The sequence below is a fragment of the Xanthomonas hortorum pv. cynarae genome (assembly GCF_002939985.1).
In the GTDB taxonomy this organism is placed as follows: domain Bacteria; phylum Pseudomonadota; class Gammaproteobacteria; order Xanthomonadales; family Xanthomonadaceae; genus Xanthomonas; species Xanthomonas hortorum_D.
In genome coordinates, this window is sequence record NZ_MDFM01000011.1 from 122,833 (window position 1) to 146,812 (window position 23,980).

Annotated in this window: 20 protein-coding genes; 9 read left to right on the forward strand and 11 right to left on the reverse strand. The window is 65.2% G+C overall.

Features of this window, described 5'->3' with window-relative positions; genetic code table 11:
• Positions 1–5 precede the first annotated feature (5 nt).
• The 5 genes from XcyCFBP4188_RS09850 to XcyCFBP4188_RS09870 are packed head-to-tail and all read right to left on the reverse strand — an operon-like array spanning position 6 to position 3,054.
• Positions 6–299 (reverse strand): STAS domain-containing protein, encoded by a 294-nt coding sequence (locus XcyCFBP4188_RS09850; protein ID WP_006451566.1) that lies wholly within the window; start codon positions 297–299, stop codon positions 6–8.
• Positions 289–951, reverse strand: coding sequence for an MlaC/ttg2D family ABC transporter substrate-binding protein (locus tag XcyCFBP4188_RS09855; protein WP_104592023.1), 663 nt, complete (start codon positions 949–951; stop codon positions 289–291). Before XcyCFBP4188_RS09855 ends, XcyCFBP4188_RS09850 begins: the two co-directional genes overlap by 11 nt.
• Complete coding sequence (gene mlaD, locus XcyCFBP4188_RS09860) at positions 948–1,499, reverse strand: outer membrane lipid asymmetry maintenance protein MlaD (RefSeq protein WP_006451568.1); 552 nt, start codon at positions 1,497–1,499, stop codon at positions 948–950. The genes XcyCFBP4188_RS09855 and mlaD overlap by 4 nt, the downstream gene beginning before the upstream one ends.
• 11 nt (positions 1,500–1,510) lie before the next feature.
• On the reverse strand, positions 1,511–2,260 hold the full coding sequence (locus XcyCFBP4188_RS09865; protein WP_006451569.1) for an MlaE family lipid ABC transporter permease subunit: 750 nt from the start codon (positions 2,258–2,260) through the stop codon (positions 1,511–1,513).
• Positions 2,260–3,054: an ABC transporter ATP-binding protein gene (locus XcyCFBP4188_RS09870; protein ID WP_006451570.1), complete on the reverse strand. Its 795-nt coding sequence runs from the start codon at positions 3,052–3,054 to the stop codon at positions 2,260–2,262. The genes XcyCFBP4188_RS09865 and XcyCFBP4188_RS09870 overlap by 1 nt, the downstream gene beginning before the upstream one ends.
• Positions 3,055–3,247: 193 nt before the next feature.
• Here XcyCFBP4188_RS09870 and recC point away from each other — a divergent pair, with 193 nt between their 5' ends.
• The 6 genes from recC (at position 3,248) to XcyCFBP4188_RS09900 (ending at position 14,831) form a co-directional block, all read left to right on the forward strand.
• On the forward strand, positions 3,248–6,646 hold the full coding sequence (gene recC / locus XcyCFBP4188_RS09875) for an exodeoxyribonuclease V subunit gamma (protein WP_104592024.1): 3,399 nt from the start codon (positions 3,248–3,250) through the stop codon (positions 6,644–6,646).
• A complete protein-coding gene (recB, locus tag XcyCFBP4188_RS09880; protein ID WP_104592025.1) occupies positions 6,643–10,683 on the forward strand; it encodes an exodeoxyribonuclease V subunit beta in 4,041 nt (1,346 codons plus the stop codon). Before recC ends, recB begins: the two co-directional genes overlap by 4 nt.
• Positions 10,680–12,833, forward strand: coding sequence for an exodeoxyribonuclease V subunit alpha (gene recD / locus XcyCFBP4188_RS09885; protein WP_104592026.1), 2,154 nt, complete (start codon positions 10,680–10,682; stop codon positions 12,831–12,833). Before recB ends, recD begins: the two co-directional genes overlap by 4 nt.
• 138 nt (positions 12,834–12,971) lie before the next feature.
• Positions 12,972–14,027 carry a virulence RhuM family protein gene (locus XcyCFBP4188_RS09890; protein WP_104592027.1) on the forward strand — a complete coding sequence of 352 codons (1,056 nt, stop codon included), beginning with the start codon at positions 12,972–12,974 and terminating at the stop codon, positions 14,025–14,027.
• Positions 14,028–14,241: 214 nt separating this feature from the next.
• Positions 14,242–14,523, forward strand: a complete 282-nt coding sequence (locus tag XcyCFBP4188_RS09895) for a type II toxin-antitoxin system RelE/ParE family toxin (RefSeq protein ID WP_104592028.1) — start codon at positions 14,242–14,244, stop codon at positions 14,521–14,523.
• 17 nt (positions 14,524–14,540) lie between these two features.
• The gene (locus XcyCFBP4188_RS09900; RefSeq protein WP_055829449.1) at positions 14,541–14,831 is read left to right on the forward strand and encodes a HigA family addiction module antitoxin; all 291 of its coding nucleotides are present in this window, start codon (positions 14,541–14,543) and stop codon (positions 14,829–14,831) included.
• 121 nt (positions 14,832–14,952) lie between these two features.
• Here the strand turns inward: XcyCFBP4188_RS09900 and XcyCFBP4188_RS09905 are convergent, their stop codons facing one another.
• Positions 14,953–15,696, reverse strand: a complete 744-nt coding sequence (locus tag XcyCFBP4188_RS09905) for an SDR family NAD(P)-dependent oxidoreductase (protein WP_104592029.1) — start codon at positions 15,694–15,696, stop codon at positions 14,953–14,955.
• 134 nt (positions 15,697–15,830) lie between these two features.
• On the opposite strand from XcyCFBP4188_RS09905, the gene XcyCFBP4188_RS09910 reads away from it, so the two are divergent.
• Positions 15,831–16,733, forward strand: a complete 903-nt coding sequence (locus XcyCFBP4188_RS09910; protein ID WP_104592030.1) for an AraC family transcriptional regulator — start codon at positions 15,831–15,833, stop codon at positions 16,731–16,733.
• Positions 16,734–17,350: 617 nt separating this feature from the next.
• Here XcyCFBP4188_RS09910 and XcyCFBP4188_RS09920 read toward each other — a convergent pair.
• The gene (locus tag XcyCFBP4188_RS09920; protein ID WP_104592031.1) at positions 17,351–17,683 is read right to left on the reverse strand and encodes a hypothetical protein; all 333 of its coding nucleotides are present in this window, start codon (positions 17,681–17,683) and stop codon (positions 17,351–17,353) included.
• 558 nt (positions 17,684–18,241) lie between these two features.
• Here XcyCFBP4188_RS09920 and XcyCFBP4188_RS09925 point away from each other — a divergent pair.
• Positions 18,242–18,649: a hypothetical protein gene (locus XcyCFBP4188_RS09925; RefSeq protein WP_104592032.1), complete on the forward strand. Its 408-nt coding sequence runs from the start codon at positions 18,242–18,244 to the stop codon at positions 18,647–18,649.
• Between the two features lie 34 nt (positions 18,650–18,683).
• On the forward strand, positions 18,684–19,838 hold the full coding sequence (locus XcyCFBP4188_RS09930) for an XVIPCD domain-containing protein (RefSeq protein WP_233397261.1): 1,155 nt from the start codon (positions 18,684–18,686) through the stop codon (positions 19,836–19,838).
• 114 nt (positions 19,839–19,952) lie between these two features.
• On the opposite strand, the gene XcyCFBP4188_RS09935 is transcribed toward XcyCFBP4188_RS09930, so the two are convergent.
• The 4 genes from XcyCFBP4188_RS09935 to XcyCFBP4188_RS09945 form a co-directional block, all read right to left on the reverse strand.
• Entirely contained in the window at positions 19,953–20,285 is a 333-nt protein-coding gene (locus tag XcyCFBP4188_RS09935) for a hypothetical protein (protein WP_104592033.1), read from the reverse strand.
• Between the two features lie 464 nt (positions 20,286–20,749).
• Complete coding sequence (locus XcyCFBP4188_RS22575) at positions 20,750–21,460, reverse strand: hypothetical protein (RefSeq protein ID WP_146094044.1); 711 nt, start codon at positions 21,458–21,460, stop codon at positions 20,750–20,752.
• The gene (locus XcyCFBP4188_RS22580) at positions 21,457–22,359 is read right to left on the reverse strand and encodes a hypothetical protein (RefSeq protein ID WP_146094045.1); all 903 of its coding nucleotides are present in this window, start codon (positions 22,357–22,359) and stop codon (positions 21,457–21,459) included. Before XcyCFBP4188_RS22580 ends, XcyCFBP4188_RS22575 begins: the two co-directional genes overlap by 4 nt.
• Before the next feature lie 172 nt (positions 22,360–22,531).
• A complete protein-coding gene (locus XcyCFBP4188_RS09945; RefSeq protein WP_104592045.1) occupies positions 22,532–23,923 on the reverse strand; it encodes an alpha/beta hydrolase in 1,392 nt (463 codons plus the stop codon).
• Positions 23,924–23,980: the final 57 nt, after the last annotated feature.

The window sequence follows — 23,980 nt, forward strand, 5'->3', positions numbered from 1 at the left end:
GGCGCTCACGCCTGAAAATCGAAAGTAGGGGACAAGCGATAAGCGGCGCGCAATTCGTCCAGACCGGACGCCTCACCCACCACCGTCACGGTACCAGTGCTGCGCACGCGTGCAGCCAGTTCGGCCAGCATCGCCACGCCGGCACTGTCCAGGCGTTGTACACCCGACAGGTCGAGCGTGCGCACGCCATCCAGCTGCGCGATCGCCTGCGGCCAGGCCGCAGTGACCGCTGCCCGGTCGAGCACGCCGGTGAGTGCCAGCGTGTCGCCGTTGCGTTGCACGGAGCTGTTACTTGCCATTGGCCGGTGCCGCACCGACCTGCAGGTTGCCGCTGCGCAATTCTGCAGCGACCTTGGCGATGCCCTTCTCGCGCAACGGGCCGTCGAACTGGGTCTTGAAGGTCTGCACGTAGGAGATGCCTTCGATCATCACGTCGAAGATTTTCCACTGGCCGCTGACGTTACGCATCATGTAATCGACCGGGGTCGGGTCGTTGCCGGCGCGCAGCAGGTCGGTGGAGACCTTGACGCCGCGGTTGCCCGGCAGCGCGCTCTCGGACTTGGCGCGGAAGGTCGGCTTGCCTTCGAAGTTCAGCAACGCGGTGCCGTAACGCTGCATCAGGTTGTCGGCCAGCGCATCGGCAAACAGCTTGACGTCCGCATCGGAGGCGCCACGGCCGTTCACGCCCAGCACCAGACGTGCCGAGTAGTCGCGGTCGAAGGCCTTGTTCAATTCGCCATCGATGTACTGACGCAGCGCGGCCGGGTTGCCGCGGAACTCGGCGCGGCGCTGGTCCAGCGTGCTCAGGATGCGCGTGCTGCTATCGATGACGGTCTTGGTCGCCGCGCCCTGTGCAGGCGCACTGGCGGCGGCCGGCTGGGCCAGCACGGTGGCCGGTGCGCACACCAGCAGGGTCGAGGCCAGGATGGCGGAAAGCAGGGTGGTTTTCATTGGTGGTGAGGTTCCGTAGAGGGAGAAGCGGGCGGGGCAGGCGGCGGGGCCTGGCCATCGGTGGCGGCCGGGGCATTGCTGCCACCACTACCGCCACCACTGAACATGTACTTGCCGACCAGCTGCAGCAGATCCACCGCCGGCTGGGTGAAGCCGATTTCTTCGCCCGGCTTGAGCGTTTCCGGGTCGCCGCCCGGCTGCAGCCCGATGTAGCTCTCGCCCAGCAGGCCGCTGGTGAAAATGCCGGCCGAGGTGTCGGCGGGCAGATCCTTGTATTTGGTGTCCAGCGACAAGGTCACCACCGAATCGAACTTGGTCGGATCCAGGCTGATGTCGGAGACCTTGCCGATGGTCACGCCACCGATCTTCACCGGCGCCTGCGCACGCAGCTGGCCAATCTGGCTGAAGCGCGCGGTCAGCGTGTACTGGCTGGACCCGAAGCCCCAGCGCTGGTTGGTCGAGGCCACCGCCAGCACCAGCAGCGAGGCCAGGGTCAGCAGCAAAAAGGCGCCGACGGCGAATTCGAGTCGTGGTCCACGCATGGCCATAGTTATTCCACTCACCTAAACAACATTGCAGAAAGGACGAAGTTGAACATCAGCACCAGCAGCGAGGCGTTCACCACCGCGCGGGTGGTGGCGATCGAGGTGCCTTCGATGGTCGGCTCGGCGTGGAAGCCCACGTAGGCGGCAACCAGTGCGGCAGTACCGCCGAAGATCGCCGATTTGAGCATTGCCACGCCAAAGTCGTCCCAGAAGTCCACGCTATTGCTCAACCCCGACCAGAATGTGCCGTTGTCGATGCCCAACACGTGTACGGCCTCGAAGTAGCCGCCGGTGATGGCCAGCGAGCAGAACACGCCGGTCAGCAACGGCACCGTCAGCACCGCCGCCCAGAAGCGCGGCGCCACGGCCTTGGCAATCGGGTCGATGGCCATCAGCTCCAGCGCCTTGATCTGGTCGGTAGCGCGCATCAGGCCGAGCTCGGCGGCGATCGAACTGCCGGCGCGGCCAATGAACAGCAGCGCGGTCAGCACCGGCGCCAGCTCGCGGTACAGCGACAGGCCGAGCAGGGTGGACAGCGCATCGGAGGCACCGTAGGTGGTCAGCGTGCGGTAGCCCTGCAGGGTCAGCACCAGGCCGACGAAGGCGCCGCCGACGGCGATGATCGGCAGCGAGCGCGCGCCGACCTTGTAGATCTCGCGCACCAACTCGGCGATGAAGTCGCGCGTGGGCACCGAGCCGCGCAGCACGGTCAGCGAGAACAGCCCGGCGCGGCCGAAGGCGCGGATCGATTCGACCATGGCCATCAGGCAGCACTCCGGTCGCGCCGCGGCGCCGCATCGAAGGCGATCGGGCCGTCCGGCTGGCCATGCAGGAACTGCTGCACCAGCGGGTCGGTGCTGTCCTGCAATTGCGCGGGCGTGCCGGCGAACACGATGCCGCCATTGGCGATGACCACGGCTTGATCGCTGATCGGCAAGGTTTCGTGCACGTGGTGACTGACGATGATGCTGGTCAGGCCCAGACTGTCGTTGAGGCGCTGAATCAAGCTCATGATCACGCCCGAGGCGATCGGGTCCAGGCCGGTCAGCGGCTCGTCGTAGATCATCAGCGGCGGGTCCAGTGCCAGCGCACGCGCCAGCGCCACCCGCCGCGCCATGCCGCCGGACAACTCGCGCGGCCAGGCATCGGCAGCGGCGAGCAGGCCGACCGCGTGCAGCTTCATCTGCACCAGGCGTTGCAGCACCGGTGCCGGCAGGCGGGTATGCGTGCGCAGCGGCAGCGCAACGTTGTCGGCCACGCTCAGGTCGGTCAGCAAGCCATTGCCCTGCAGCAGCACGCCGACATTGCGGCGCATCTCCAGTAGCGCACGGTTGCCGCGCGGAATCTCTTCACCAAACAGGGTGACGGTGCCGGCGACCGGACGCAGCTCGCCAGTCAGCGCGGCCAGCAAGGTGGACTTGCCGCTACCGGAGGGACCGAGCACGGCAGTGATGCTGCCGCGTGGCACATCGAGCGAGACGTCGCGCAGGATCGTGCGACCGCCGCGATCGATGCGGACACCGGACAACTGCACGACAGGGGATGCGGACGCCGTCATCGAAGCCTTTAACAGAATTCCAACGCGATAGAGTAACCGTCACACGGCTGAACATAACCGAACCGGCGCGTGCAGTATTGTCGCATCGGGTCAGGATCAAACACGTGCGGTGCTGAACGTTTTCGTGCAACACACCGTGCCGTGACACACGCCATGCTCGCCGAGTGCGACCACGCTACGGCATCATGGGCCGATGATGCCGGCGCCCGATTTTCGTTTGTACCCGTCCAACGCGCTGGATACGCTGGCCGCCTTGCTCGCACAGGAGCTGCGCCGGCCGGTGCCGGAGCAGCCGTTGTTGCAGCCGGAGGTGGTGCTGATTCCGCAGGTGGCGATGCGGCGCTGGTTGCAGTCCACGCTGGCGGCCGAGCACGGTGTTGCAGCGAATCTGGAATTCCTCACCCCCGGCGAATTCGTCGCGCGCGCGCTGGAATGCAATCTCGGCCCGGCCGACGACGATCTGGACATGGCGACCACGCAGTGGCGCCTGTACGACGCCTTGCAGGCCGATCTGGGCAGCGATGCGGCGTTGGCGCCGCTGGCCGGTTATTTGTCCGATGGCGATGCGCTCAAGCCCTGGGCGCTGGCCGGCGAGCTGGGCAACGTGTTCGAGAAGTACCAGGCCTGGCGACGCGACTGGTTGCTGCGCTGGGAAGGCGGCGCCGACCCCGACGACCCGCAGGCGCGCTTGTGGCGCAGCATCGCGTCCGGGCGGCAATACCGCGCCCGCCGCATCGGCCAGTATCTGGATCGGTTTGCGCGGGCCGATGGTCCGCTGCCGCAGGGCTTGCCGAAGCGCCTGTTTGCCTTCGCCATCCTCAACATCTCGCCCGACGTGCTGCGCGTGCTGGCCACGCAAGCGCGCGTAGGCACGCTGCATTTCTATCTGCCCACGCCGACGCAAGGTTACTGGGGCGATCTGCAAACCTTGTGGCAACGCCGCCGCGAAGACGGCGCGGTGCAGCTGTTCGCCGAGCAGGTGCAGGAAAACCCGCTGTTGCAGGCCTGGGGCGCGGCCGGGCGCGATTTCATGGCGTTGGTCGGCGATTACGAGGTAGTGCATCCGCTGGCCGAGATCGCCGCCTACGCCGATCCGCTGGAGTCCGGCCGCCGCGCACTGGCCCATGGTGGTCTGGGCGACAGCCTGCTGCGGCGCATGCAGAGCGACCTGTTCCATCGTCGTGCGCCGGTGGTGCCGGCACTGTTGCCTGCGGTGAATCTGCACGACCCCAGCCTGCAGGTGCACGCCTGCCACACCCGCCTGCGCGAGCTGCAGGTGCTGCACGACCAACTGCGCGCCTTGCTCGACGATGCGCGCTTCGACCCGCCGCTGCAGCCGCGCGAGATCGCGGTGCTGTCGCCAAATATCGACCCGTACGTGCCGTATATGGACGCGGTGTTCGGCAGCCACGGCAACGACGACGCGCTGCCGTATGCGCTGGCCGATGCCAGCCCGTTGGCGAGCGAGCCGCTGGCCGAGGTGTTCCTCACCTTGCTCGGCTTGCCGATTGCACGCTTCGGCCTGCACGAGATTCTCGACCTGCTGGCCAGTGCGCCGATCGCCGAGGCCGCCGGCCTGGACGAAGCCGGGCTGGAACGCCTGCGCGGCTGGCTGCACGCGGCCGGCGCGCGCTGGGGGCTGGATGCGGCGCATCGGCGTCAGCACCAGGCACCGAGCGACGACGCCTACACCTGGCGCTTCGCGCTGGACCGGCTGCTGCTCGGCCATGCCAGCGGCGCCGACGACGATATCGAGGGCGTGGCGCCATGGCCGCAGCTGGAAGGCAGCGCGCTGGCCGCACTCGATACCTTGTTGAAGCTGTTGCGCGTGCTCGAACGCCATCAATCGTTACTTGCCGAAGCGAAGACGCCGGTCGAGTGGCGCGAGCGTCTGCTCGGCCTGCTGGAAGAGCTGATTCCGACCACGCCCTCGGCACCGCGTGCGCAGCGCGCGCTGGATCGCTTGCGCACATTGATCTACCAATTCGCCCGCGACGCAGTGCGCGCCGAGTACGCCGGCAAAGTTCCCGCCGAGGTGGTGCGTGCGCACTTCGCCGCAGTGCTGGGCGAGTCGGACACGCGCGCGCCGCTGCTCACCGGCGGCATCAGTTTCGGCCGCATGGTGCCGATGCGCTTGCTGCCGTTCCGCGCGATCTGCCTGCTCGGCATGAACGACGGCGACTTCCCGCGTCGCGACCCCGCTGCCGGACTCAATCGCCTCACTGCAGAGCTGGGCACCGAGCGCCGCCGCCACGGCGATCGTTCAACGCGCGAGGACGACCGCTTTCTGTTTCTGCAGTTGTTCGCCTCTGCGCAGGAAGTGTTTTATCTGAGTTACCTCGGCGCCGATGCGCGCGATGGCAGCGCACGCGAACCGTCGGTGCTGGTCAGCGAATTGCTGGCCAGCGCCGCGCAATATCACGCCGACCCAAAGGCCATCGATACGCTGGTCGTGCATCACCCGTTGCAGCCATTCGCCGCCGCCGCGTTCGGTGCGCCGGGCGATCACGGCGCCGACCCGCGCCGCTTCAGTTATCGCCGCCAATGGCGGCCCGCGGTGGACAGCCTGGTCGGCCAGCGCCAGCCGCTCGCGCCGTGGGTGGCCGGTGCGTTGCCGGCCGATGACATCGCAGTGCCGAGCAGCGTCTCGATCGACGAGCTGCGCCGCCTGTTCGCCGACCCGGCCGGGCAGTTTCTGCGCCATCGGTTGGGCATGCGTCTGCCCGATCCGGCCGGCGAAGACAGCGACCTCGAACCCTTGCTCGCCCCCACGCGCGGGCTGGATCAATACGGCCTGCAGCAGCATGTCTTCGACGCCGCGCTGGCCGGCGACACCGAGCGGCTTTACGAGCGTCTGCGTGCACGTGCGTTGCTGCCGTCCGGCCCGTTGGGGCGTCGCCAGCTCGATGAGCGGGTGGCGCAACTGCGCCCTTATGCCGAGGCGTTCCGGCAATGGCGTGGCGAGGCGCCGGCCGAGTCGCGCCGCCTGCAGGTGCAGATCGGCGATGTCGAGGTGCATGGCCGCGTGCCAGGTTGGTATGCGAGCGGCGTAGGGCGGGTGCAGGTCGGTGCGCTCAGTGGCCGCAGCGCGATCCGCCACGGCCTGGAATGGCTGCTGCTGCGCGCCGCCGGCGAACACGCGCCCTACGTGCGCTTCTTCGAAGACGAAGACGGTTTGGGCCCGCATCCCATCGACCCCGAACCGCTGTCGCAAACGCGGGCGCAAACCGCGTTGGCCGAACTGCTGCAGGTTTACTGGCAGGGCTTGCAGACGCCGCTGGCGTTCGCGCCCTACAGCAGCTGGAAATATCACCAGGCCGCGCGCAGCGACGATCTGGACAAGGCCATCAAGGACGCCGCCGGGCAGTGGCAATCCAGCTTCGGCTGGAGCGAATCGCACAGCCCGGAGCTGCGCCTGGTCAACCGCGGCCGCGACCCGTTCGCCGATGCGCAGCGCTTCGCCGAGTTCGCCATCACCAGCCATCGTGTGTACGACCTGCTCGAATGCGGCAACGCCGACGCCACGCTGGATCCGGAGCGTTTGATCGAGAGCTGGCGCCACTGGCACGGCGCGCAGGAAGAGGTCGAATGAGCACCGGCCCCGTTACCGACCCGTATCTGCATTTGCCGTTGCAAGGCGTACGCCTGATCGAGGCCAGCGCCGGCACCGGCAAGACCTTCACCCTGGCCACCCTGTTCACCCGGCTGGTGGTCGAGCGCGGGCTGCGCATCGGTCAGATCCTCGCGGTCACCTTCACCGAAGCCGCCACCCAGGAACTGCGCCGCCGCATCCGCGAGCGCCTGGTGCTGGCAGCAACCCTGGTCCCCGACGCCCCCGTAGGAGCGGCCCCGGCCGCGACCGACCTCGCCGATGACCCGTCGCGGCCAGGGCCGCTCCTACACGAAGCGCCCGACGCCTTTCTCGCCACGCACCTGGCCCCTGGCACCGAAACACTCACCGCCCCCGTAGGAGCGGCCCCGGCCGCGACCGGCCTCGCCGACGACCCGTCGCGGCCAGGGCCGCTCCTGCAGGAAGCGCCCGACGTCCTCCTCACCCGCGCCATCCTCACCACCCACCTGGCCACCGGTACCGAAACACCCGCCGCCTTACGCCGCCGCCTGCAGCAGGCGGTGGAAGAAATCGACCTGGCCGCCGTCTTCACCATCCACGGCTTCTGCGCGCGCGTGCTGCGCGAACATGCGCTGGAAAGCGGCCAGGCCTTCGCCGCGCCGGAACTGCTCGCCAACGACCGCGAACTGCTGGGCGAAGTCGCTGCAGATCTGTGGCGCCAACGCGCCGCCGATGCGGCGATGGCCGAAGACCTGATCGCGCTGTGGTCGGGCGGCCCCGATGCATTGGCCAGCGATCTGCGCACGTTGGTCCGTCATCCGACGCTATTGCCGGCGGTGGCCACAACCACCGACGATGCGGCCGCGCTGCTGCAGGCCGTGCAAGACGCCAGCACCGCCTTGGCCGCCGCATTCCAGTCCCACGGCACCGCGTTTTTCGAAGCGATCATGTCCGCCATCGACGGCGGCATCCTGAGCAAGGTCAGCTACAAGCCCGAGTGGCTCGCATCGCTGTGGCATTGGTTCGACAGCTTCGCCGCCGCGCCATCGACGCACACCGCGCCGCACCCCAAGCTGATCAAACTCACCGCCGCGGAACTGGCCGCCGGCACCAACAAGAAGTTCGTTGAGCGCACACCGGCCTCGCCGCTGAGCCACGAGATCGACGGCTATCTCACCGCGCTGGCCCGTGTCGAAGAATGGCGCACCCGTCGCCGCATCCGTCTGCTGCACGCACTGCGCGACGATGCCATCGCACGATTAGCATTGCTCAAGCGCCAGCGCCGCGTGCAGACCTACGACGACCTGGTCGATGGCGTTGCGCACGCACTGGAAGGCGCGCAAGCCGAGGCCCTGGTCACACGGCTGCGCGCGCAATACGCCATCGCGCTGGTGGACGAATTCCAGGACACCGACGACCGCCAGTGGGCGATCTTCTCCAACGTGTTCGGCGAAGGCCCGCTCGCACGCGCTGCCGATTTGGAGCCGGCGCTGTTTCTGATCGGCGACCCCAAGCAGGCCATCTACGGCTTCCGTGGCGGCGACGTGCGCACTTATCTGGCCGCCGCGGTCACTGCCGAACTTGCCCCGCCGCTGAGCCACAACTTCCGCTCGCGCCCCGGCGTGCTGGCGGCAATCGACGCGCTGTACGCGCAGGCTGGCTACCGCGAGGCCTTCCTCACCGACGGCATCGCCTTCCACCCGGTGCGGCCCGGCACCAAGCGGGTGGATGCCGACCTGCAACGCGATGGCGGCCCCGCCCCGGCGCTGACGCTGTGGCGCGCGCCGGAACCGCCGCCGCCAATCAAAGGAAAGCCCAAACCCTGGAGCGCCGGCCGCGCCCGCGAGCTGGCCACCGCCGCCTGCGTCGCGGCCATCCGCGGCTGGCTGGCCGGTGGCCGCGACGGCACCGCCACCGTCAATGGCCACCCGGTGCAGGCCGGCGATATCGCCGTGCTGGTGCGCAGCCATGGCGAGGCCACGCGCATCCAGCAGGCACTGGGCGCGATGGGCATTCCGGCGGTTGCCGCCGGCAAGCAGAGCCTGTTCGCCACCGACGAAGCGCTGGAACTGCTGGCCCTGCTGCAGGCCTTGCTCGACCCGGGCGACGACAGCCGCCTGCGCGCCGCGCTGGCCACCGTGCTGATCGGCGCGGACGCCGCCGCCATCGCCGCGCTCGCGCACGATGGCGAGCGTCACCGCCGCTGGCAGCAACAGGCAATGGACTGGCGCGAGCGCTGGCAACGCGGTGGCCCGCTCGCCCTGATCGGCGACCTGGGTGCCGCGCACGGGCAACGCCTGCTCGCCCTGGTCGATGGCGAGCGCCGCCTCACCAACTACCTGCAGCTGGCCGAACTGCTGCAGGAGGCCGACGCCCGCGCACTCGGCCCGCACGGCCTGGTCGACTGGCTGTCGCGGCGCATCGCCAATGCCGACGACAACGACGAAGCCCAGCAGCTGCGGCTGGAATCGGACGCGCGCCGCGTGCAGATCGTCACCCTGCACAAGAGCAAGGGCCTGGAATATCCGTTGGTGTTCCTGCCCTACATCGACATCGGCCGCAGCGACAAGGGCGCCGGCCGCCATTGCGTGGTGCACGCGCCGGACCTCGGACGCCAGCTGCATTGGAAGACTGATAAAGACGATCCAACCTGGAGCGCCGCCGAAGCCGCCTGGAAGCAGGAACAACGCGCCGAAGACGCCCGCCTGCTCTACGTCGGCCTGACCCGCGCCGAGCACGCGCTGTGGATCGCCAGCGGCCCCTTCCACCAGCACGAGCGCACGGCTTTGTCCGGCATGCTGCGCGCGCTCGACGCGCTGCAGGGCGCGGCCGGCGAGGGCGCAGTGGTGGTCGACACGTCCACGCCGCCCGCCACCCTGCCACGCCTGCCGCCACCGATCGAGGCACAGGTGCCGCCGGCGCGCACCCCGCAGCGGCATATCGCACCCGAGTGGTGGGTCTACAGCTTCACCCAGCTGGCCAATGCCGATGCCGGCGCTGCCACCGACCCGATGGCCAGCGCCACGGTGGTCGGCAGCGGCGGCAGCGACGAGCCGTCCGGCAGCGAGGCGATCGCGGTGGCCGCCGAGGTCGACGCCTTCGACCCGCGCTTTGCCGGTAACCGCTTCGGCGTGGTGATGCACGACGTATTCGAGCGCTGCGACTTCGCCGCCTGGCAGGCCTGGCGGCCCGGCCTGCCCGCACCCGAGGGCCAGGCCGCCGCCATCCTCGAGGCGCTGCAACGCGGCGGTTACACCAAAGACGAACTGGACGACGGCCTGGCCATGCTCACCGCCCTGATCGGCCAAACCCTCACCGTCGCCCTGCCCGAAGGCACCACCCTGGCCGCCGTGCCCGAGCCGCAGCGCCGCAACGAGATGGAATTCCACTTCGCCATGCGGCCCACTCGCGTGGAGGCATTGCTCGCACTGCTGCATCGCTTCGGCGTGGTCGGCGAGCGCCAGGCCTTCGGCGCGCGCCAGCGGCTGGAAGGCCTGATGACCGGCCTGATCGACCTCACCTACACCGTGGACGGCCGCTGGTACGTGCTCGACTACAAATCCAACCGCCTGCCCAGCTACGACGCCGACGCCCTGGCCCGCGCCATGGCGCACAGCGAGTACGAGCTGCAGGCGCTGATCTACACCGTGGCCCTGCACCGCTGGCTGCGTTTCCGCCTGGGCGAGGCCTACGACTACGCCCGCGACTTCGGCGGCGTGCGCTACCTGTTCTGCCGCGGCCTGGATGCCACCCGTAACCCCGCAGCGGACTCCAGCTCCATCCTCGGTTCCGGTTTCGACTCCGACTCCGTCAACGGCGCTAGCTCCGTCTCCGGTTCCGACCCCGCCAGCGACGTCATGTCCGACACGCCTGCACCCAACACGCCTGTGCCTGGCATCCACGCCTGGCGCTTCGACCCGGCGCTGGTCCAAGCCCTGGACGCCCTGTTCGCCGGCAATCCCACGGAGCCTCTTTCCAGTGACGCCTTAAAGCCCCTCTCCCCTCGGGAGAGGGGTTGGGGTGAGGGTACGTCCACCATGGGAACGCCCACCCCATGAACCACCCAAACCTCCTAACCGCCCTCAACCAGGCCGGCGCCCTACGCACGCTGGATCTCGCCTTCGCCCAAAGCCTGCAACGTCTGGCCCCGGACACCGACTCCCTGGTCTTGGCCGGCGCCGCACTCGCCTCGCTGGCCGTTACCAGCGGCCACGCAGGGCTGGACCCCACCCGCGCCGCCATGCTGCTGGACGCGCGCGACGGCCCATCGCCCACCTTCCCAGATCCCACCGACTGGCAACGCACCCTGGCTGCCTCGCGCTGGGTCGACCAACCGCATCCTGAAGACCCGGCCGCCGCCGACTGCCCGCTGGTCCTAGAACACGGCTTGCTCTACCTGCGCCGCTACCGCGAGTACGAACGCCGCCTGGCGCTAGGCCTGCAACGCATCGCCGCCCAGTCGCCGCCCCCGTTCGACGCAGCCACACTAGCGCCGCTGTTCGCGCAGCTATTCCCAAACGCGACCTCAGCCACTCTCCCCACGGACCCAACCCCTCTCCCCCCGGGAGAGGGTGCCCGAAGGGCGGGTGAGGGTACGGGCCTGCCCGAGCCATCCATCGACCGCCAAGCCCAAGCCGCAGCCCTCGCCCTGCGCCGCACCCTGCTGCTGGTCACCGGCGGCCCCGGCACCGGCAAAACCACCACCATCGCCCGCCTGCTACTGCTGCGCATCGCGCAAGCCCAGGCAGCCAACACCCCGGCCCCACGCATCGCCCTGGCTGCGCCCACCGGCCGCGCCGCCGAGCGCATGGCCGAAAGCCTGCGCGCCGCCGTATCGCGCGCCATCACCCACGGCATCGACCCTGCCTTGGCCGACCCCCTGCCCACCGGCGCCAGCACCCTGCATCGCCTGCTCGGCGTCATCCCGGATTCCCCGCAGTTCCGCCACACCGCCGACAACCCGCTGCCGTTCGACCTGATCGTCGTCGATGAAGCCTCCATGGTCGACCTGCCGCTGATGTGCAAGCTGGTCGAAGCGGTGGCCGACGGTACCCAGCTGATCCTGCTCGGCGACGCCGACCAGCTGCCCTCGGTGGAAGCCGGCGACGTGCTCGCCGCCATCCTGCAGGCCGCCGGCCCGGGCGACGCCTTGCAGCCGCACGACGCACAGGCGCTGCAACCGCTGCTCGGCAGCGCGCCCACTGGCAGCACGCCTGCCAGCACCCAGACCGTCAGCCACACCCACACCGGCGGCCTGGCCGGCCACCGCGTGCACCTGCTACGCGGCTACCGCCAAGCAGACAACTTTGCACTCACCCCGTTGGCCGACGCCATCCGCACCGGCGACGCCGACACCGCCCTCGCCCTGCTGCGCAGCGGCGAGCTGGCCGGCGTGCACTTCCACGAAGACGGCGAAGACCCGCTCACCCTGGGCCGCGACGCACTGCTCGCCCACTGGCGCGCGCTGGCGGACGCGCACGACCCGGCCGCCGCCCTGCGCGATGCCGCGCGCCTGCGCCTGCTCACCGCCGTGCGCGCCGGCCCGCAGGGCGCACGCGGCCTCAACGCCCGTATCGAACAACTGCTGGCCGACACCGGCTCCGGCGCCCGCCGTCTCGGCAGCGCCTCGCCGTGGTTCCAGGGCCGCCTGCTGCTGATCACCGAAAACAGCTACCGCCACGGCCTGTTCAATGGCGATGTCGGCATCTGCCTGCGAAGCGATGCGAGTCCCTTTTCGGGGCGCAGCGACGAAACGCCGTCTTCAGGGCCAGGCCAGTCCGGCGGCACCGCCAACCGCCACGTCCCAAGCACAGACAGCCGTGCCCAAGCCCCGCTGGTCGCCTGGTTCGAAGGCGACGGCGACGGCCAGGTGCGCGGCTTCCACCCCGCCGCGCTACCCGCGCACGAAAGCGCCTTCGCCATGACCGTGCACAAGGCCCAGGGCAGCGAGTTCGACACCGTCTGGCTGCAACTGCCCACCCGCGACGCCCGCGTGCTCAGCCGCGAACTGCTCTACACCGGCATCACCCGCGCCCGCCGCGCCCTGCACCTGGCCGGCAGCGAAGCGGTCATCCGCGCCGCGCTCGCCCGGCACGCCGCACGCATCTCGGGCCTGGCGTGGCGGTTGGGTGCGCAGCAGCAGGCGGCACCCGCCAAGCCAGCAACAGAACCACCCACTGCGTTGCCCGTGCAGGGGTCGTTGTTCTGATGGACGCAAGCCGGCGCAATGGCAACATCACTTACCGCAGAACGGCACGTTCGCCTATCACCGTCATCGGGCGTGCCCGGATAACCTCTTGGCCGAAGAACGCCTGGTTGTGCGGTATCGCCAGCATGGGAGGCATCGATGGCGAAAAAGCATGAAATTTCTCTCGTCCGCTCGTCGGCGGCCGAATACCTGACCTTCGTGGCCGCCGCAGGCGAGGGCGGCGTACAGGCGGCGTATGCCGACGAAAACGTCTGGCTGACGCAGAAGATGCTGGCCCAGCTCTACGATGTCGAAACCCACACCATCAACTACCACCTGAAAAAGGTGTTCGCTGACAACGAGTTGCAGGCAGATGCAGTTATTCGAAATTTTCGAATAACTGCCACCGACGGCAAGAGCTACGACACCAAGCACTACAACCTCGCGGCCATCATTGCCGTGGGCTACAAGGTCAATTCCGAGCGCGCGGTGCAGTTCCGCAAGTGGGCCACCACCATCATCGAGTCCTTTACGATCAAGGGCTTCGCGATGGACGACGAGCGCCTGAAGAACGACGGCACGGTGCTCGGCAAGCGCTACTTCGAAGAGCAGCTGCAGCGCATCCGCGAGATCCGTCTCTCCGAGCGCAAGTTCTACCAGAAGATCACCGACATCTACGCCACCGCCCTGGACTACGACGCCACGGCGCAGGCAACCCAACGGTTCTTCGCCACGGTGCAGAACAAGCTGCACTGGGCCATCCACGGGCAAACCGCAGCAGAAGTCGTCTACCACCGCGCCGATGCGGGCAAGCAGCACATGGGCCTGACCACCTGGGCCGATGCACCGCGCGGGAAGATCCAAAAGTTCGATGTGGCGGTTGCCAAGAACTACCTGACCACCGGCGAGATGGCGCAGTTGCAACGCCTTGTATCGGCCTATCTGGACCTGGCCGAGGACATGGCGCTGCGGCAGATCCCGATGACCATGCAGGATTGGGAAACGCGTCTGAATCGTTTCATCGAAGCGACTGACCGGCAGGTGTTGCAGGACGCAGGGCGCGTCACCGCCGAGATCGCCAAAGCGCATGCGGAAAGCGAGTTCGAAAAGTACCGCATCGTGCAGGACCAGCTGTTCGTGAGCGATTTCGATCGCGTGTTGCAGCAGCTTGATGCAGGAGACCGGGCGGACGGCACCGGCGACGACTTGCGCTAGATCGAGGTGATGCAGGAAGCGCCAAGACGTCGGGCAAGCCGTGCTCCTCATCCAGTGCCGGTTCTTGAGCCACTCCCAGCGAGCCGGTGCAGGGTGCATTGTTTTGATGGAGGTTGCGCCGCTCCAGAGCTTTCGGCAAAGCGGCACGGCGGCACGGTCGATCTTGCAGCCATAACGGCTTGCGTCATATAACGGATCACGTTATGGTCAGCACATGATCAGGAGCTTTGTCGACAAGGAAGCCGAAAAGATCTGGTTGGGTGAGCGCTCCCGCCGGGTGCCGTCCGACATCCAGTCGGTCGCGCGCCGCAAGTTGCGCATGCTTAACGCTGCCGCGCACCTCGACGATCTGCGTATTCCACCTGCCAACTGGCTGGAAGCGTTAAGGGGCGAGCGGCGCTGGCAGTACAGCATCCGGATCAACGACCAATGGCGCATCTGCTTCCGATGGATGGAGGGCGATGTCGCCGAGGTCGAAATCGTCGATTACCACTGAGCAAGAGGCATCTGTCCATGACAGTCCTACCCAACATCCACCCCGGCGAAATCCTGCTCGAAGAGTTTCTCGAGCCGATGGGCATCAGCCAGAACGCACTGGCGCGGGCCACCGCCGTGCCGCCGCGCCGCATCAATGAGATCGTGCTGGGCAAGCGCGGCATCACCGCCGACACCGCCGTGCGCCTGGCCGCGGCGCTGGGCACGACCGAGCGCTTCTGGTTGGGCCTGCAGGCCGACTACGAGCTGGAAGAAGCGCACCGCGCGCTGGGCGACCTGCCGTCACGGATCAAGCGGCTGGCGGCTTGATCCGTACCGTAGCCTGCGGGCACTCGCCGTGCTTCTGCTGCGCAACGCTTCCTGCCGCGATCTTGAGAAAGTTGGATGTCGTGCGTGCTATCGGCAAAAGAGCACTGTGATCGGGTAAGGCTTACACGTGATACCCACCGGCAACCTCAATGGATTGGGCGTTGATCCAGGCCGCATCATCGGACAGCAGCATGGCGATGACGTTGGCAACGTCTTCGGGTTCTCCAACGCGGCCCAGCGCTGTCTGCGCCGCCAGCATGGCTTCGAAGTCCGGCGTCAGCCCGCCGCCGAGTTCGGTGCGAATGGGCCCCGGCGAGACCGCATTGACGCGGATGCCGCGCTCGCCGAACTCCTTGGCCATGTAGCGGCTGAGCACCTCCAACCCGCCCTTGAACGCGGCATACGGCGCAACCCCGGCAAACGCCACGCGCGTGGTGGCACTGGTGAGGTTGACGATCGCCGCGCCGCGGCCCAGCAGCGGCAACAACGCCTGGGTGAGAAAGAAGGGCCCCTTGAGATGCACGTTGAACAGACCGTCGAACTGCGCCTCATCGACGGTTTCGATCGGGTTGAACACCCCGTAGCCGGCATTGTTCACCAGCCCGGCCAGGGTGTCCTGCTGCCAGACCGTGTGCAGCGTCTCCTGCACGGCCGCAGCGAACCCGGCAAAGCTGCGTGTGTCGGCCACATCCAGCGGTAACGCGATGGCCTTGCCGCCATCGGCCGCAATGCGCGCCACCACCGATTCGGCCGCAAGTGGGTTCTGGTGATAGGTCAGGATGACGCCCATGCCACGGCGGGCACTGGCCAGCGCGGTGGCGGCACCGATACCGCGGCTACCGCCGGTGATGACTGCAATATTCATGGCATTGCGCTCTTGTCTGAAGGTGTCCTCAGGCTAGAGGGCAGGGCGCCGGGGTGCCTGCCTGAAGCCGGCACGGGCCTGCCTGATCCTGCTTTTGCGGTTGTCGGGCGGGCCGCCGCGTAGTCTGATAACGAATGAATTCAGCACTTATCGAGCTCAAGCGGCTCACCCGGCATGCCCAAAACCGCCGCACCGAGACCGGCATCCCGCGCGTGGCGATGGTGAAGGGCGAGGTGCCAGAGCACGCGCTGGCAGCGGTCTACGACCCGATGATCAACCTGATCCTGCAGGGCGGTAAGTCGATGACGGTGGGAGACCGCACGCTGCATTACGACCCGGCGAGCTACTTCGTCATGACCGTCGACCTTCCCGCCATCGGCAAGGTGCACCCCGCACCGGACGGTGCTGCCTATCTTGCGGTCAGCCTCACGCTCGACCCGGAAACCATCGCCGCCCTGCTGCACGATCTACCCGCGCAAGCCGCCACCTCAGCGGCAGGCGCCGATGCGTTGTCGTTCTGCGTCGCCAGCATGACCGGGGAAATGCTGGGCGCCTGGGTGCGCCTGCTGGGCCTTATGGAATGCCCCGCCAATATCCCGGCACTGGCGCCTGCCTACGAGCGCGAGATTTTGTACCGCGCGCTGCAGGGCCCGCAGGGCGGCGTGTTGCGGGCCGTGGCAACGCCGGATTCCACGCTGGCACGGCTGCGCAAGGCGATCCACTGGATCCGCGCCAATTACGCCCAACCCCTGCGCATCGCCACGCTTGCCGGCCAGGCGGCCATGAGCGAATCGGCGTTTCATCGCAACTTCAAGGCGGCAACTGCGCTCAGCCCGCTGCAATACCAAAAGCAACTGCGGCTGCTGCAGGCGCGCCAGTTGCTCACCGCGCATGGCAAGAGCGTCACCGCCGCCGCCCTGGACGTGGGCTACGAAAGCGCAACGCAGTTCAGCCGGGAATACGCACGCACCTTCGGCCTGCCGCCTTCCCAGGACGCAGCGCGGATCCTGGAGACGTTTCGTGGCATGGCGGTATGAAGCGTCCGAGCTGGGCCATCGCTGTAGCGGAAACCAGGCGTCGTTGAAGCCCATCCATGTGGATCGTGGCGACCAAACTGCCGGTGTGATCGCCTTGCCCTGCAAAGCAGCCAAGTGCCGCGAGGCGCTGGTGCTATTGGTCGCTCAGATCGATGGCCTAGCGGCTCATGACGAACAGGCGGAACGCGCGTGCTCAACGCCTGGTGTTAGCCCTAAAAACGCGAGGTCAGGCGATCCGCCTGACCCCGTTCGCCGTCTGGCAGGCCGGGTGGCTTACTTGGCCTTCTTTTCCTGCTTGGCCGCGCGCTTTTCCTTCAGCGTCTTGGCCGGCTCTTTCTTCTGGCTCTTTTTCTGGTCCATCCCCTTGCTCATGACACCCTCGTAGTTGCTGGATTGATCGGTCGGGCAGCGCCATGACCCTGGCGTGCCTGCGCACTGTAAGGCTTGCGCGCGCTGGATGGCAGGGGAGAGTGGGCGGTGCGACGGGCGGTGCATCAGGCTTGGCGTTCTTTGGGGGCAGGCGCGGGCCGATCGCCGCCGCCGGCAGAGCCACAAATGCAAAACGCCCGCGTGCGACCGGCAAGGTCCACACGCGGGCGCTGGCGACAGCGGCGGCCCTACTTGGCCGGCACGCGCTGGTACTGCTCGCCGCCGGTGTTAAGGTGGCCGTTGGCCGCGTCGATGGCGAAGTTCACCGTCTCGCCATCGTTGCTGACCTGCAGCGCCCCGTCCTTGTAGACGGCCGGGTAGCTCTCGGTCTTGGGCTTGCGGCTGAAGAACTTCGGCGTGGTGCTGCGGACCATGAAGGTCTCGCCATTGCGCTCGATGTCCATCGTCTCTTCCTGCGTCTGCACGTTGACCCAGTGGCCGACGAACTTCTCGCCCTCCACCTTGGCGCAACCGCTCACCAGCAGTGCCGCGGCCAGCGCGGTGCCCATCCACTTCATCATCGTGTGTTCTCCAGTTGAGGCTGCGGCGAGGATGGCGGGTAGGGAATGTAGAAAGGGTTAAGGCGTATCGGTGATGGATCAAAAAGTGAGCTGATCCGGCACGAACGCTCAGCCTGATCCGGCGCATTCCACCCCATGAAGCCCGGGTGCAAGCGCCATCGACGGCCGGTAACGCGATTCGCGCAAGCAAGGATCATTTCGCCGTTGGGCGTTGGAGCCGCCGATACAAACGATACCGTGCAACGCCTGCAGACCGTAAAAAGTTCGAACCTCCCGACATGCTGTCGCCGTTGGCGGCAGCGCTTTGGTTATTCCAGGTGGATATTGCCGTGCTAGATTTCCACGACAGTTCTAGCGCGGGATAAAGAAATGGCCCTTCGCATTCGGGGATCACATGGTCTGCCATTTGGCTTGGGACATGCAGCCTTCCCGCGAGCAATCTTGTTGCCGCTTGGGCTGCTGGCATGCACCCTCCCTTCGGGATGTGCTTCTGGCACTCCACGCAGTCACTCAGCTGTAGCAGCTGCCAAGCCCCCGATTGAAACCAGGAGCAAAGACATGACGGAACGCCTCAAGCAAGATGTGGATCGTTTGATCGGCACCGATTTCCAAGATGTCGCAGCACTCAGTGCCCAGCTTCAAACACAATTTGGCCCTCGTCAATCGCAAGAAGCGATGGTGGTGCGGGTCGGTGAGGGTGGTGTGCTGGCCGGTGCGGCCTTGCAGCGTATCGAGCTCCGTAGCACGCAGGACGCCCCTTCGCATGCGACGCTGGTGCTCGACTTTTCTGCGCCTGGCCCGGCGCTTGAGGATGTGCCTTGGCCAGATGCGCTGCTCTACCCGCCGCGGCCAGACGCAGCGGGTTCGAGCGCCTATTGGTCGCTTCAGAGGGGACAGGTCACCGTCATCCTTGGGCTGACTAAAGATCAGGCCAACCTAAGCTTTATTACAATCAGCAAGCAGTAAGTTGCTTAGTTGGACCCCTGCAAAGGAGTGCATGATGGAAAGCACCGACGAGTCGAAATATCCCCAGCCACAGCAATCCACGCCAGGAGCCGCGGCCGTGAAGCCGTCCTCGCCACTGTCAGATCCCGCGGTGATACCTTTCCTGCAACAGTCGCCCACACTTCAAGCAGGTCTTGCGCAGCTCAACCGGGATAATGTCGGTGTTGTCTGGGGAGCCGCTGGTGCCGGAACTTATCTGGTTCCCCGCACGCAAGTGGTCATTGACGAAAATGCAATCGGGCAAGGTGCGCGCATCGCCCGTTCGCTCTCTCATGAAATTGGACACCATCGGTTTACCGAGCAGCCTGATCATTCCTCCAAACATGCATACGTCACCAACATGCTGCGCGGCGAAGCTGCCGCAACACTCAGTAACGCGTTGGTCCGGCGTGAGATTCTGAATCATCAAGGTCCCGATATCGGTATCGCTGGTAGCGGTACGAGACCAAAGCAGTACGAAGCAATTGCTGATCAGCAAATGGCAGGCCAAATCACGCGTGATGCAGCGTTGAATCAGATTGCCCAGGTATTCAAGACTGAGCAGCCTTCCGTTGGGCCGAGTAAGACGTACGAGCAGTATTACGGGGACTATTACGACAAGCACATTGGACCACTGCAGCGCAAACACGGTAGGCCGGAGCCAGAGTCTGGTACGGATAGCCTCGTCAACGATGTGAAACAGGACGTGCCGAGCCGTGATTCACAAGCGCCATTGTCGGCAAGGCCATCTCTGCCAACGCAGCAAGATCACGTAGATCACGCGCTATACCAACAAATCAAAGGTGGCGTGGAAAAGCTCGATGCGCAGCATGGCCGGGAGTGGGATGCATCAAGTCAGCGCATGACGGCCAGCCTGCTTGTGCTCGCAAAGGAAGAAGGCCTGACGCGTGTGGACCATGTGCTGCTCAATAGCCCAACAGACAAGCTTGCGGCCGGAGAAAAGGTGTTTCTGGTTCAGGGTATTCAGAGCGACCCAGCGCACCTTCGTGCCGACATGGCCACGATGCAGGCGGTGCAAACACCTGAAAACCAATCGTTTGAGCGCGTGCAATCGATCAATCAAGCTCAATCGCAGGTGCGAGAGCAGCAGCAAGCGCTTGAGCAATCGCAACAGACAGTCACTCCGCCTGGGCCAACGATGACGCGTTGAGAGCGTTCGCGGACGTGCTTGCAAAGATATTGACAAACCGGCAGGGCTACAAATGCAAAACGCCCGCGTGCGACGGTGGTGGTCGGCACGCGGGCGCTGGCGACAGCGGCGGCCCTACTTGGCCGGCACGCGCTGGTACTGCTCGCCGCCGGTGTTGAGGTGGCCGTTGGCCTCATCGATGGCGAAGTTCACCGTCTCGCCATCGTTGCTGACCTGCAGCGCCCCGTCCTTGTAGACCGCCGGGTAGCTCTCGGTCTTGGGTTTGCGGCTGAAGAACTTCGGCGTGGTGCTGCGGACCATGAAGGTCTCGCCATTGCGCTCGATGTCCATCGTCTCTTCCTGCGTCTGCACGTTGACCCAGTGGCCGACGAACTTCTCGCCCTCCACCTTGGCGCAACCGCTCACCAGCAGTGCCGCGGCCAGCGCGGTGCCCATCCACTTCATCATCGTGTGTTCTCCAGTTGAGTCTGCGGCTAGGATGGCGGGTGGGGGATGTGCGGGAGGTCAAGGCCTCTTGGTCGTAACGGCTCGAAAACGATGGCTCAAATATTAAGTAAGGCTCGCGCAGTTCAAAAGCTCAACCTGACTCTGATGACCGTGGCCAGGATCTGGGAGTTGGCGTGGCGATTGAGTAAAAAAACGTGCTGCCTTACGCCCGATTTCCCCAAAATTTTCTAGCGCCGACGGCAACACCATCCGGGACGCCGCTGCAGGGCTCACTGTTCTGATAGCACTAAAGCGCACAACATTGTATTCAGCAAACTCTGCTGAACGTCGTAGAATTCGCTTAAGCTAAAACCGATGTCCCTTCTTTGCGGTGAATTCCGGGCAGACCGCGCCTCGTGCTCTAATACGCGAAATAAGGCCAGCTACCTCATACGTCGGTTCGCCTGATCGATGGCTATCTACGCTTAGGTTGACTGCGGGTAAGGAAAAAAACGTCTCCTACGTTCTCGCACTATTTGCGGAACGTAGCGGTTCTTTGTAGTGCCCTCGCCAAGCCCAAGCAATTCATAGACTGACCCACCAATACCGGGCACTACATCCTCACCATTTTTTTCCGTGTCAGTAGCAAAATGAACGAATTCAAATTTTCTCGCCACGGTCTCCGGGAACTCCTTCGCAAGACGCGATTCAGCACCGACCAACATGACAGGCGATGCGATAAACACACGTTTGGGATCGGATTGAGAAATGGCGCGTGTCAGGTTGGTTTTGACGACGCATGCGCCTGAAATGATCGACTTGACTACGATCAAAATCGCATTGCCGTGGTCGAAATCCTCCTCGTAGCTGCGGACGACTGGAGATGTCGACAAGCCTTGATACTTTACCCGCTGATTCCAGAGGCAAAGCATCCGTACTCGACCTTCAGAGGTATGCTCTTCTAACAATTCGAGTACACCGCGAGCCAGGAAGTCTGCATCTTCGACGGTGCATACAACACAAATTTGTCCAGTACTGCCATCGAGCTCGCGCCGAATACTTGAAGCTAGATGTCGGCCGATAAGCTGCATCGTCTCACGATAGGCTGCGACATCACCCTTCAAGCTGGGCAGTGCATCGACCAACGCACGCGCTTCAGGATCTTTTTCTGCGAAAACCGTAAAGGTTCTGCTCATGGAAGTAGGGCTTCGAATGCTTCAAACGTGGACGGACGGGAATCAATCACTATGTCCTGGAATGACAAGAACACATCGCTAGCCACATCGGAACTGAAGACACCTTTCGTACCGTAGCCTGACCAATGGAAAAACCCACGCTCAGCACGATACTCCAGCCCCTGAATAGCCGCAAGCACTGCAGTAAAGGCGGGGAGTAAGGAGTCCTCCCAAGCGGTCGATGCCGGAAGCATCCGGATCTGCCCGGGGAACATGTTGCGTGCCCGGCTTAACACGTTGCCTACCCGGTCCCCCTCAGGCGTTTCAAGAAAAGCAGCTGTCAGCGCATAGAACACACCTGCCAGTGTATCGGGAGGTGAATTCTCCACGTGCGCTAATCGTTCCAAGAGTGCGCGTAACGGTGCATGACTAAGCACTAGTCGATTCGTAGTCTCCAGCCAGGGGAAATTTAAAACTGCCGTGTGGCACCTAATATCAACCGGGATACTTCCGGAAAGAGCCACAGCCAAGCCCGCGTCCGAGACAGTCAGATTCGTGCGGGGTGTGGGTTCACCTCGATGCTTCGACAGCAAGAACTGATAATTGAAATCAGCCGCTATTGGGTGTTCGCCGGATGTCCAACTCACCGTCGCGGCGTTCTTCAATTGGAAGTAATCCGTCGACAAATTTGAGGACACCCGTAGATCGTCAACGAAGCCTAGCGTCTGACTCGTGACGTGTGGATCGCCAGTGCTTGGATCTTCGATGAAAGCGGCCGCTGCCTGCACCAGCATCCATGTTGCGAAATGATCTTCGTAGCGTGTGCCCTTAGCGCCGCTAGACCCACCTCGATGCTTATTAGCGGCATATTGCGCAAGTTTTTCACCAAGGCATGCCCGAATATCGTCTTCGACTGCCACGCTATACCTCCCATTTAAACGATTCGTAGTTTATATATACGCGGACAAAAGTCTAATAATGCAACCTGGGTCCAGGAGGTGATGAGAGTTCAGAAATATCACCCTATCACTCAGTGAGTTGGTGTCCAACCGAATACATGGCGTCAGAGTAATTTGGTACGCGGTTCCATCGTCATTTCCCAGGTTCGTGACAACGGCCGGCAACCGGCAGGCGCCCCACAAAATCAGCAACCGCACTTGCAAAACACTCAGGTGCCGCAAACGCGAGCAGATGCGCGCCACGCTCAACGGTGCTGAAGGTCAGCTGGCCTGCCGCTTTCAGCAGCGCGGCATGCGCCTGCGCGCCGGCATACGGGGTGTTGGGGTCTAGCGTGCCGTGGATGATCAGCGTGCGCGGCAGGGTGGTGGGGCTGCGGCCGAACCAGGTGTCGCGCGGGTAGGTGGGCAGGCCGGCGTCCACCAGCAGGCCGGGAATGGGGCTGACGAACAGGGCGTCCTTGGCTTCGGCCGCGACGGTTTCGTGGGTGAGGGTTGGCCGTGCATTGTTTTCGGAGACGGCGATCAGCATGACCAGCGGCAATGCGGGTTGGTTCTCGCCGCCTTGGCCCATGGCTGCTAGCGCTGTCTGCAGATCGGCGATGGATGCGGTGAGTAACGTGACATCGTCGCGGGCCAGGCCATCGATGATGGCGGGAATCCGGTCGCGCAGGGTGGGGAAGTTGAGCAGCATGCCGAGAAAGCGCCTGAGGTCTTTGCCGGGGATTTGGGTGCGCCATGCGGCGCTGTCGCTGCGATCGAGCACGCCGCGATAAGTCGCGGTGTGGGCGTCATCCAACAGCGCGCGGCCTACCGCATCGACCACCGTGGTGCGGTGGCTCAAGTCCCACTGGGTGGCTGTTTCCGGCGGCACCAGTCCATCCAGCACCAGCCCATCCAACGGCACGGGCGCTACCTGCAGGGTGCGCAGTGCCAACTGCGTGCCATAGGACACGCCGTACAGCAGCACCTTGCCCTTGCGTCGTTGCTGGCGGATCAGCAGGGCAAGATCTTGTGCCGCTTCAGTAATGGTGAAGGCCTTGGTGCGTTGAGAATCTGCGTAGAGCGCGCCGATGCACGGACCCCATTCGGCGCCGGCCAGGCCCACGCCGTTTGCGCTTTGCGGCGCTTCCTGCACAGGGCACAGGCGGGTGGAGCGCCCGGTGCCGCGATGGTCCGGAATGATCAGGTCATAGCCGGGAAAGGCGCGCTGGTAAGTGCTGATCATTGGATACAGCGAGGCGCCGGCTTCGCCCGGCCCGCCCGCGATCAACCACACTTCGCCGCGTCGCTTGGTCTGGTCCGGTGTCGGCAAACGGCGGACGAACAGGTTGATGGTGCCGGCATCCGGTGCTTCGTGACGCAGCGGCACCTGGGCGAGCAGGCATTCGCTACCGGCCAATGGTGTGTGCGCCGCAGCGTCGGCACACGCGGTAAATGACGGCGGTGGCGTCTGCGCTGCGGTGGCAAGTGGCGCAAGGAGTGCAGCAAGGCAGGCAACGGCTGCGTAGATCGTAGGACGACGCATCGAGTTCCATCTCTTGGCAAAGAGCAGCAGCATTGCCTAATGCGGTGTCCTGCGTAT

Bases quoted from the DNA above. Each gene is read 5' to 3' on its own strand.
- XcyCFBP4188_RS09850 (WP_006451566.1), bottom strand. From the start codon at position 299: ATGGCAAGTAACAGCTCCGTGCAACGCAACGGCGACACGCTGGCACTC.
- XcyCFBP4188_RS09855 (WP_104592023.1), bottom strand. From the start codon at position 951: ATGAAAACCACCCTGCTTTCCGCCATCCTGGCCTCGACCCTGCTGGTG.
- mlaD (WP_006451568.1), bottom strand. From the start codon at position 1,499: ATGGCCATGCGTGGACCACGACTCGAATTCGCCGTCGGCGCCTTTTTG.
- XcyCFBP4188_RS09865 (WP_006451569.1), bottom strand. From the start codon at position 2,260: ATGGCCATGGTCGAATCGATCCGCGCCTTCGGCCGCGCCGGGCTGTTC.
- XcyCFBP4188_RS09870 (WP_006451570.1), bottom strand. From the start codon at position 3,054: ATGACGGCGTCCGCATCCCCTGTCGTGCAGTTGTCCGGTGTCCGCATC.
- recC (WP_104592024.1), top strand. From the start codon at position 3,248: ATGATGCCGGCGCCCGATTTTCGTTTGTACCCGTCCAACGCGCTGGAT.
- recB (WP_104592025.1), top strand. From the start codon at position 6,643: ATGAGCACCGGCCCCGTTACCGACCCGTATCTGCATTTGCCGTTGCAA.
- recD (WP_104592026.1), top strand. From the start codon at position 10,680: ATGAACCACCCAAACCTCCTAACCGCCCTCAACCAGGCCGGCGCCCTA.
- XcyCFBP4188_RS09890 (WP_104592027.1), top strand. From the start codon at position 12,972: ATGGCGAAAAAGCATGAAATTTCTCTCGTCCGCTCGTCGGCGGCCGAA.
- XcyCFBP4188_RS09895 (WP_104592028.1), top strand. From the start codon at position 14,242: ATGATCAGGAGCTTTGTCGACAAGGAAGCCGAAAAGATCTGGTTGGGT.
- XcyCFBP4188_RS09900 (WP_055829449.1), top strand. From the start codon at position 14,541: ATGACAGTCCTACCCAACATCCACCCCGGCGAAATCCTGCTCGAAGAG.
- XcyCFBP4188_RS09905 (WP_104592029.1), bottom strand. From the start codon at position 15,696: ATGAATATTGCAGTCATCACCGGCGGTAGCCGCGGTATCGGTGCCGCC.
- XcyCFBP4188_RS09910 (WP_104592030.1), top strand. From the start codon at position 15,831: ATGAATTCAGCACTTATCGAGCTCAAGCGGCTCACCCGGCATGCCCAA.
- XcyCFBP4188_RS09920 (WP_104592031.1), bottom strand. From the start codon at position 17,683: ATGATGAAGTGGATGGGCACCGCGCTGGCCGCGGCACTGCTGGTGAGC.
- XcyCFBP4188_RS09925 (WP_104592032.1), top strand. From the start codon at position 18,242: ATGACGGAACGCCTCAAGCAAGATGTGGATCGTTTGATCGGCACCGAT.
- XcyCFBP4188_RS09930 (WP_233397261.1), top strand. From the start codon at position 18,684: ATGGAAAGCACCGACGAGTCGAAATATCCCCAGCCACAGCAATCCACG.
- XcyCFBP4188_RS09935 (WP_104592033.1), bottom strand. From the start codon at position 20,285: ATGATGAAGTGGATGGGCACCGCGCTGGCCGCGGCACTGCTGGTGAGC.
- XcyCFBP4188_RS22575 (WP_146094044.1), bottom strand. From the start codon at position 21,460: ATGAGCAGAACCTTTACGGTTTTCGCAGAAAAAGATCCTGAAGCGCGT.
- XcyCFBP4188_RS09945 (WP_104592045.1), bottom strand. From the start codon at position 23,923: ATGCGTCGTCCTACGATCTACGCAGCCGTTGCCTGCCTTGCTGCACTC.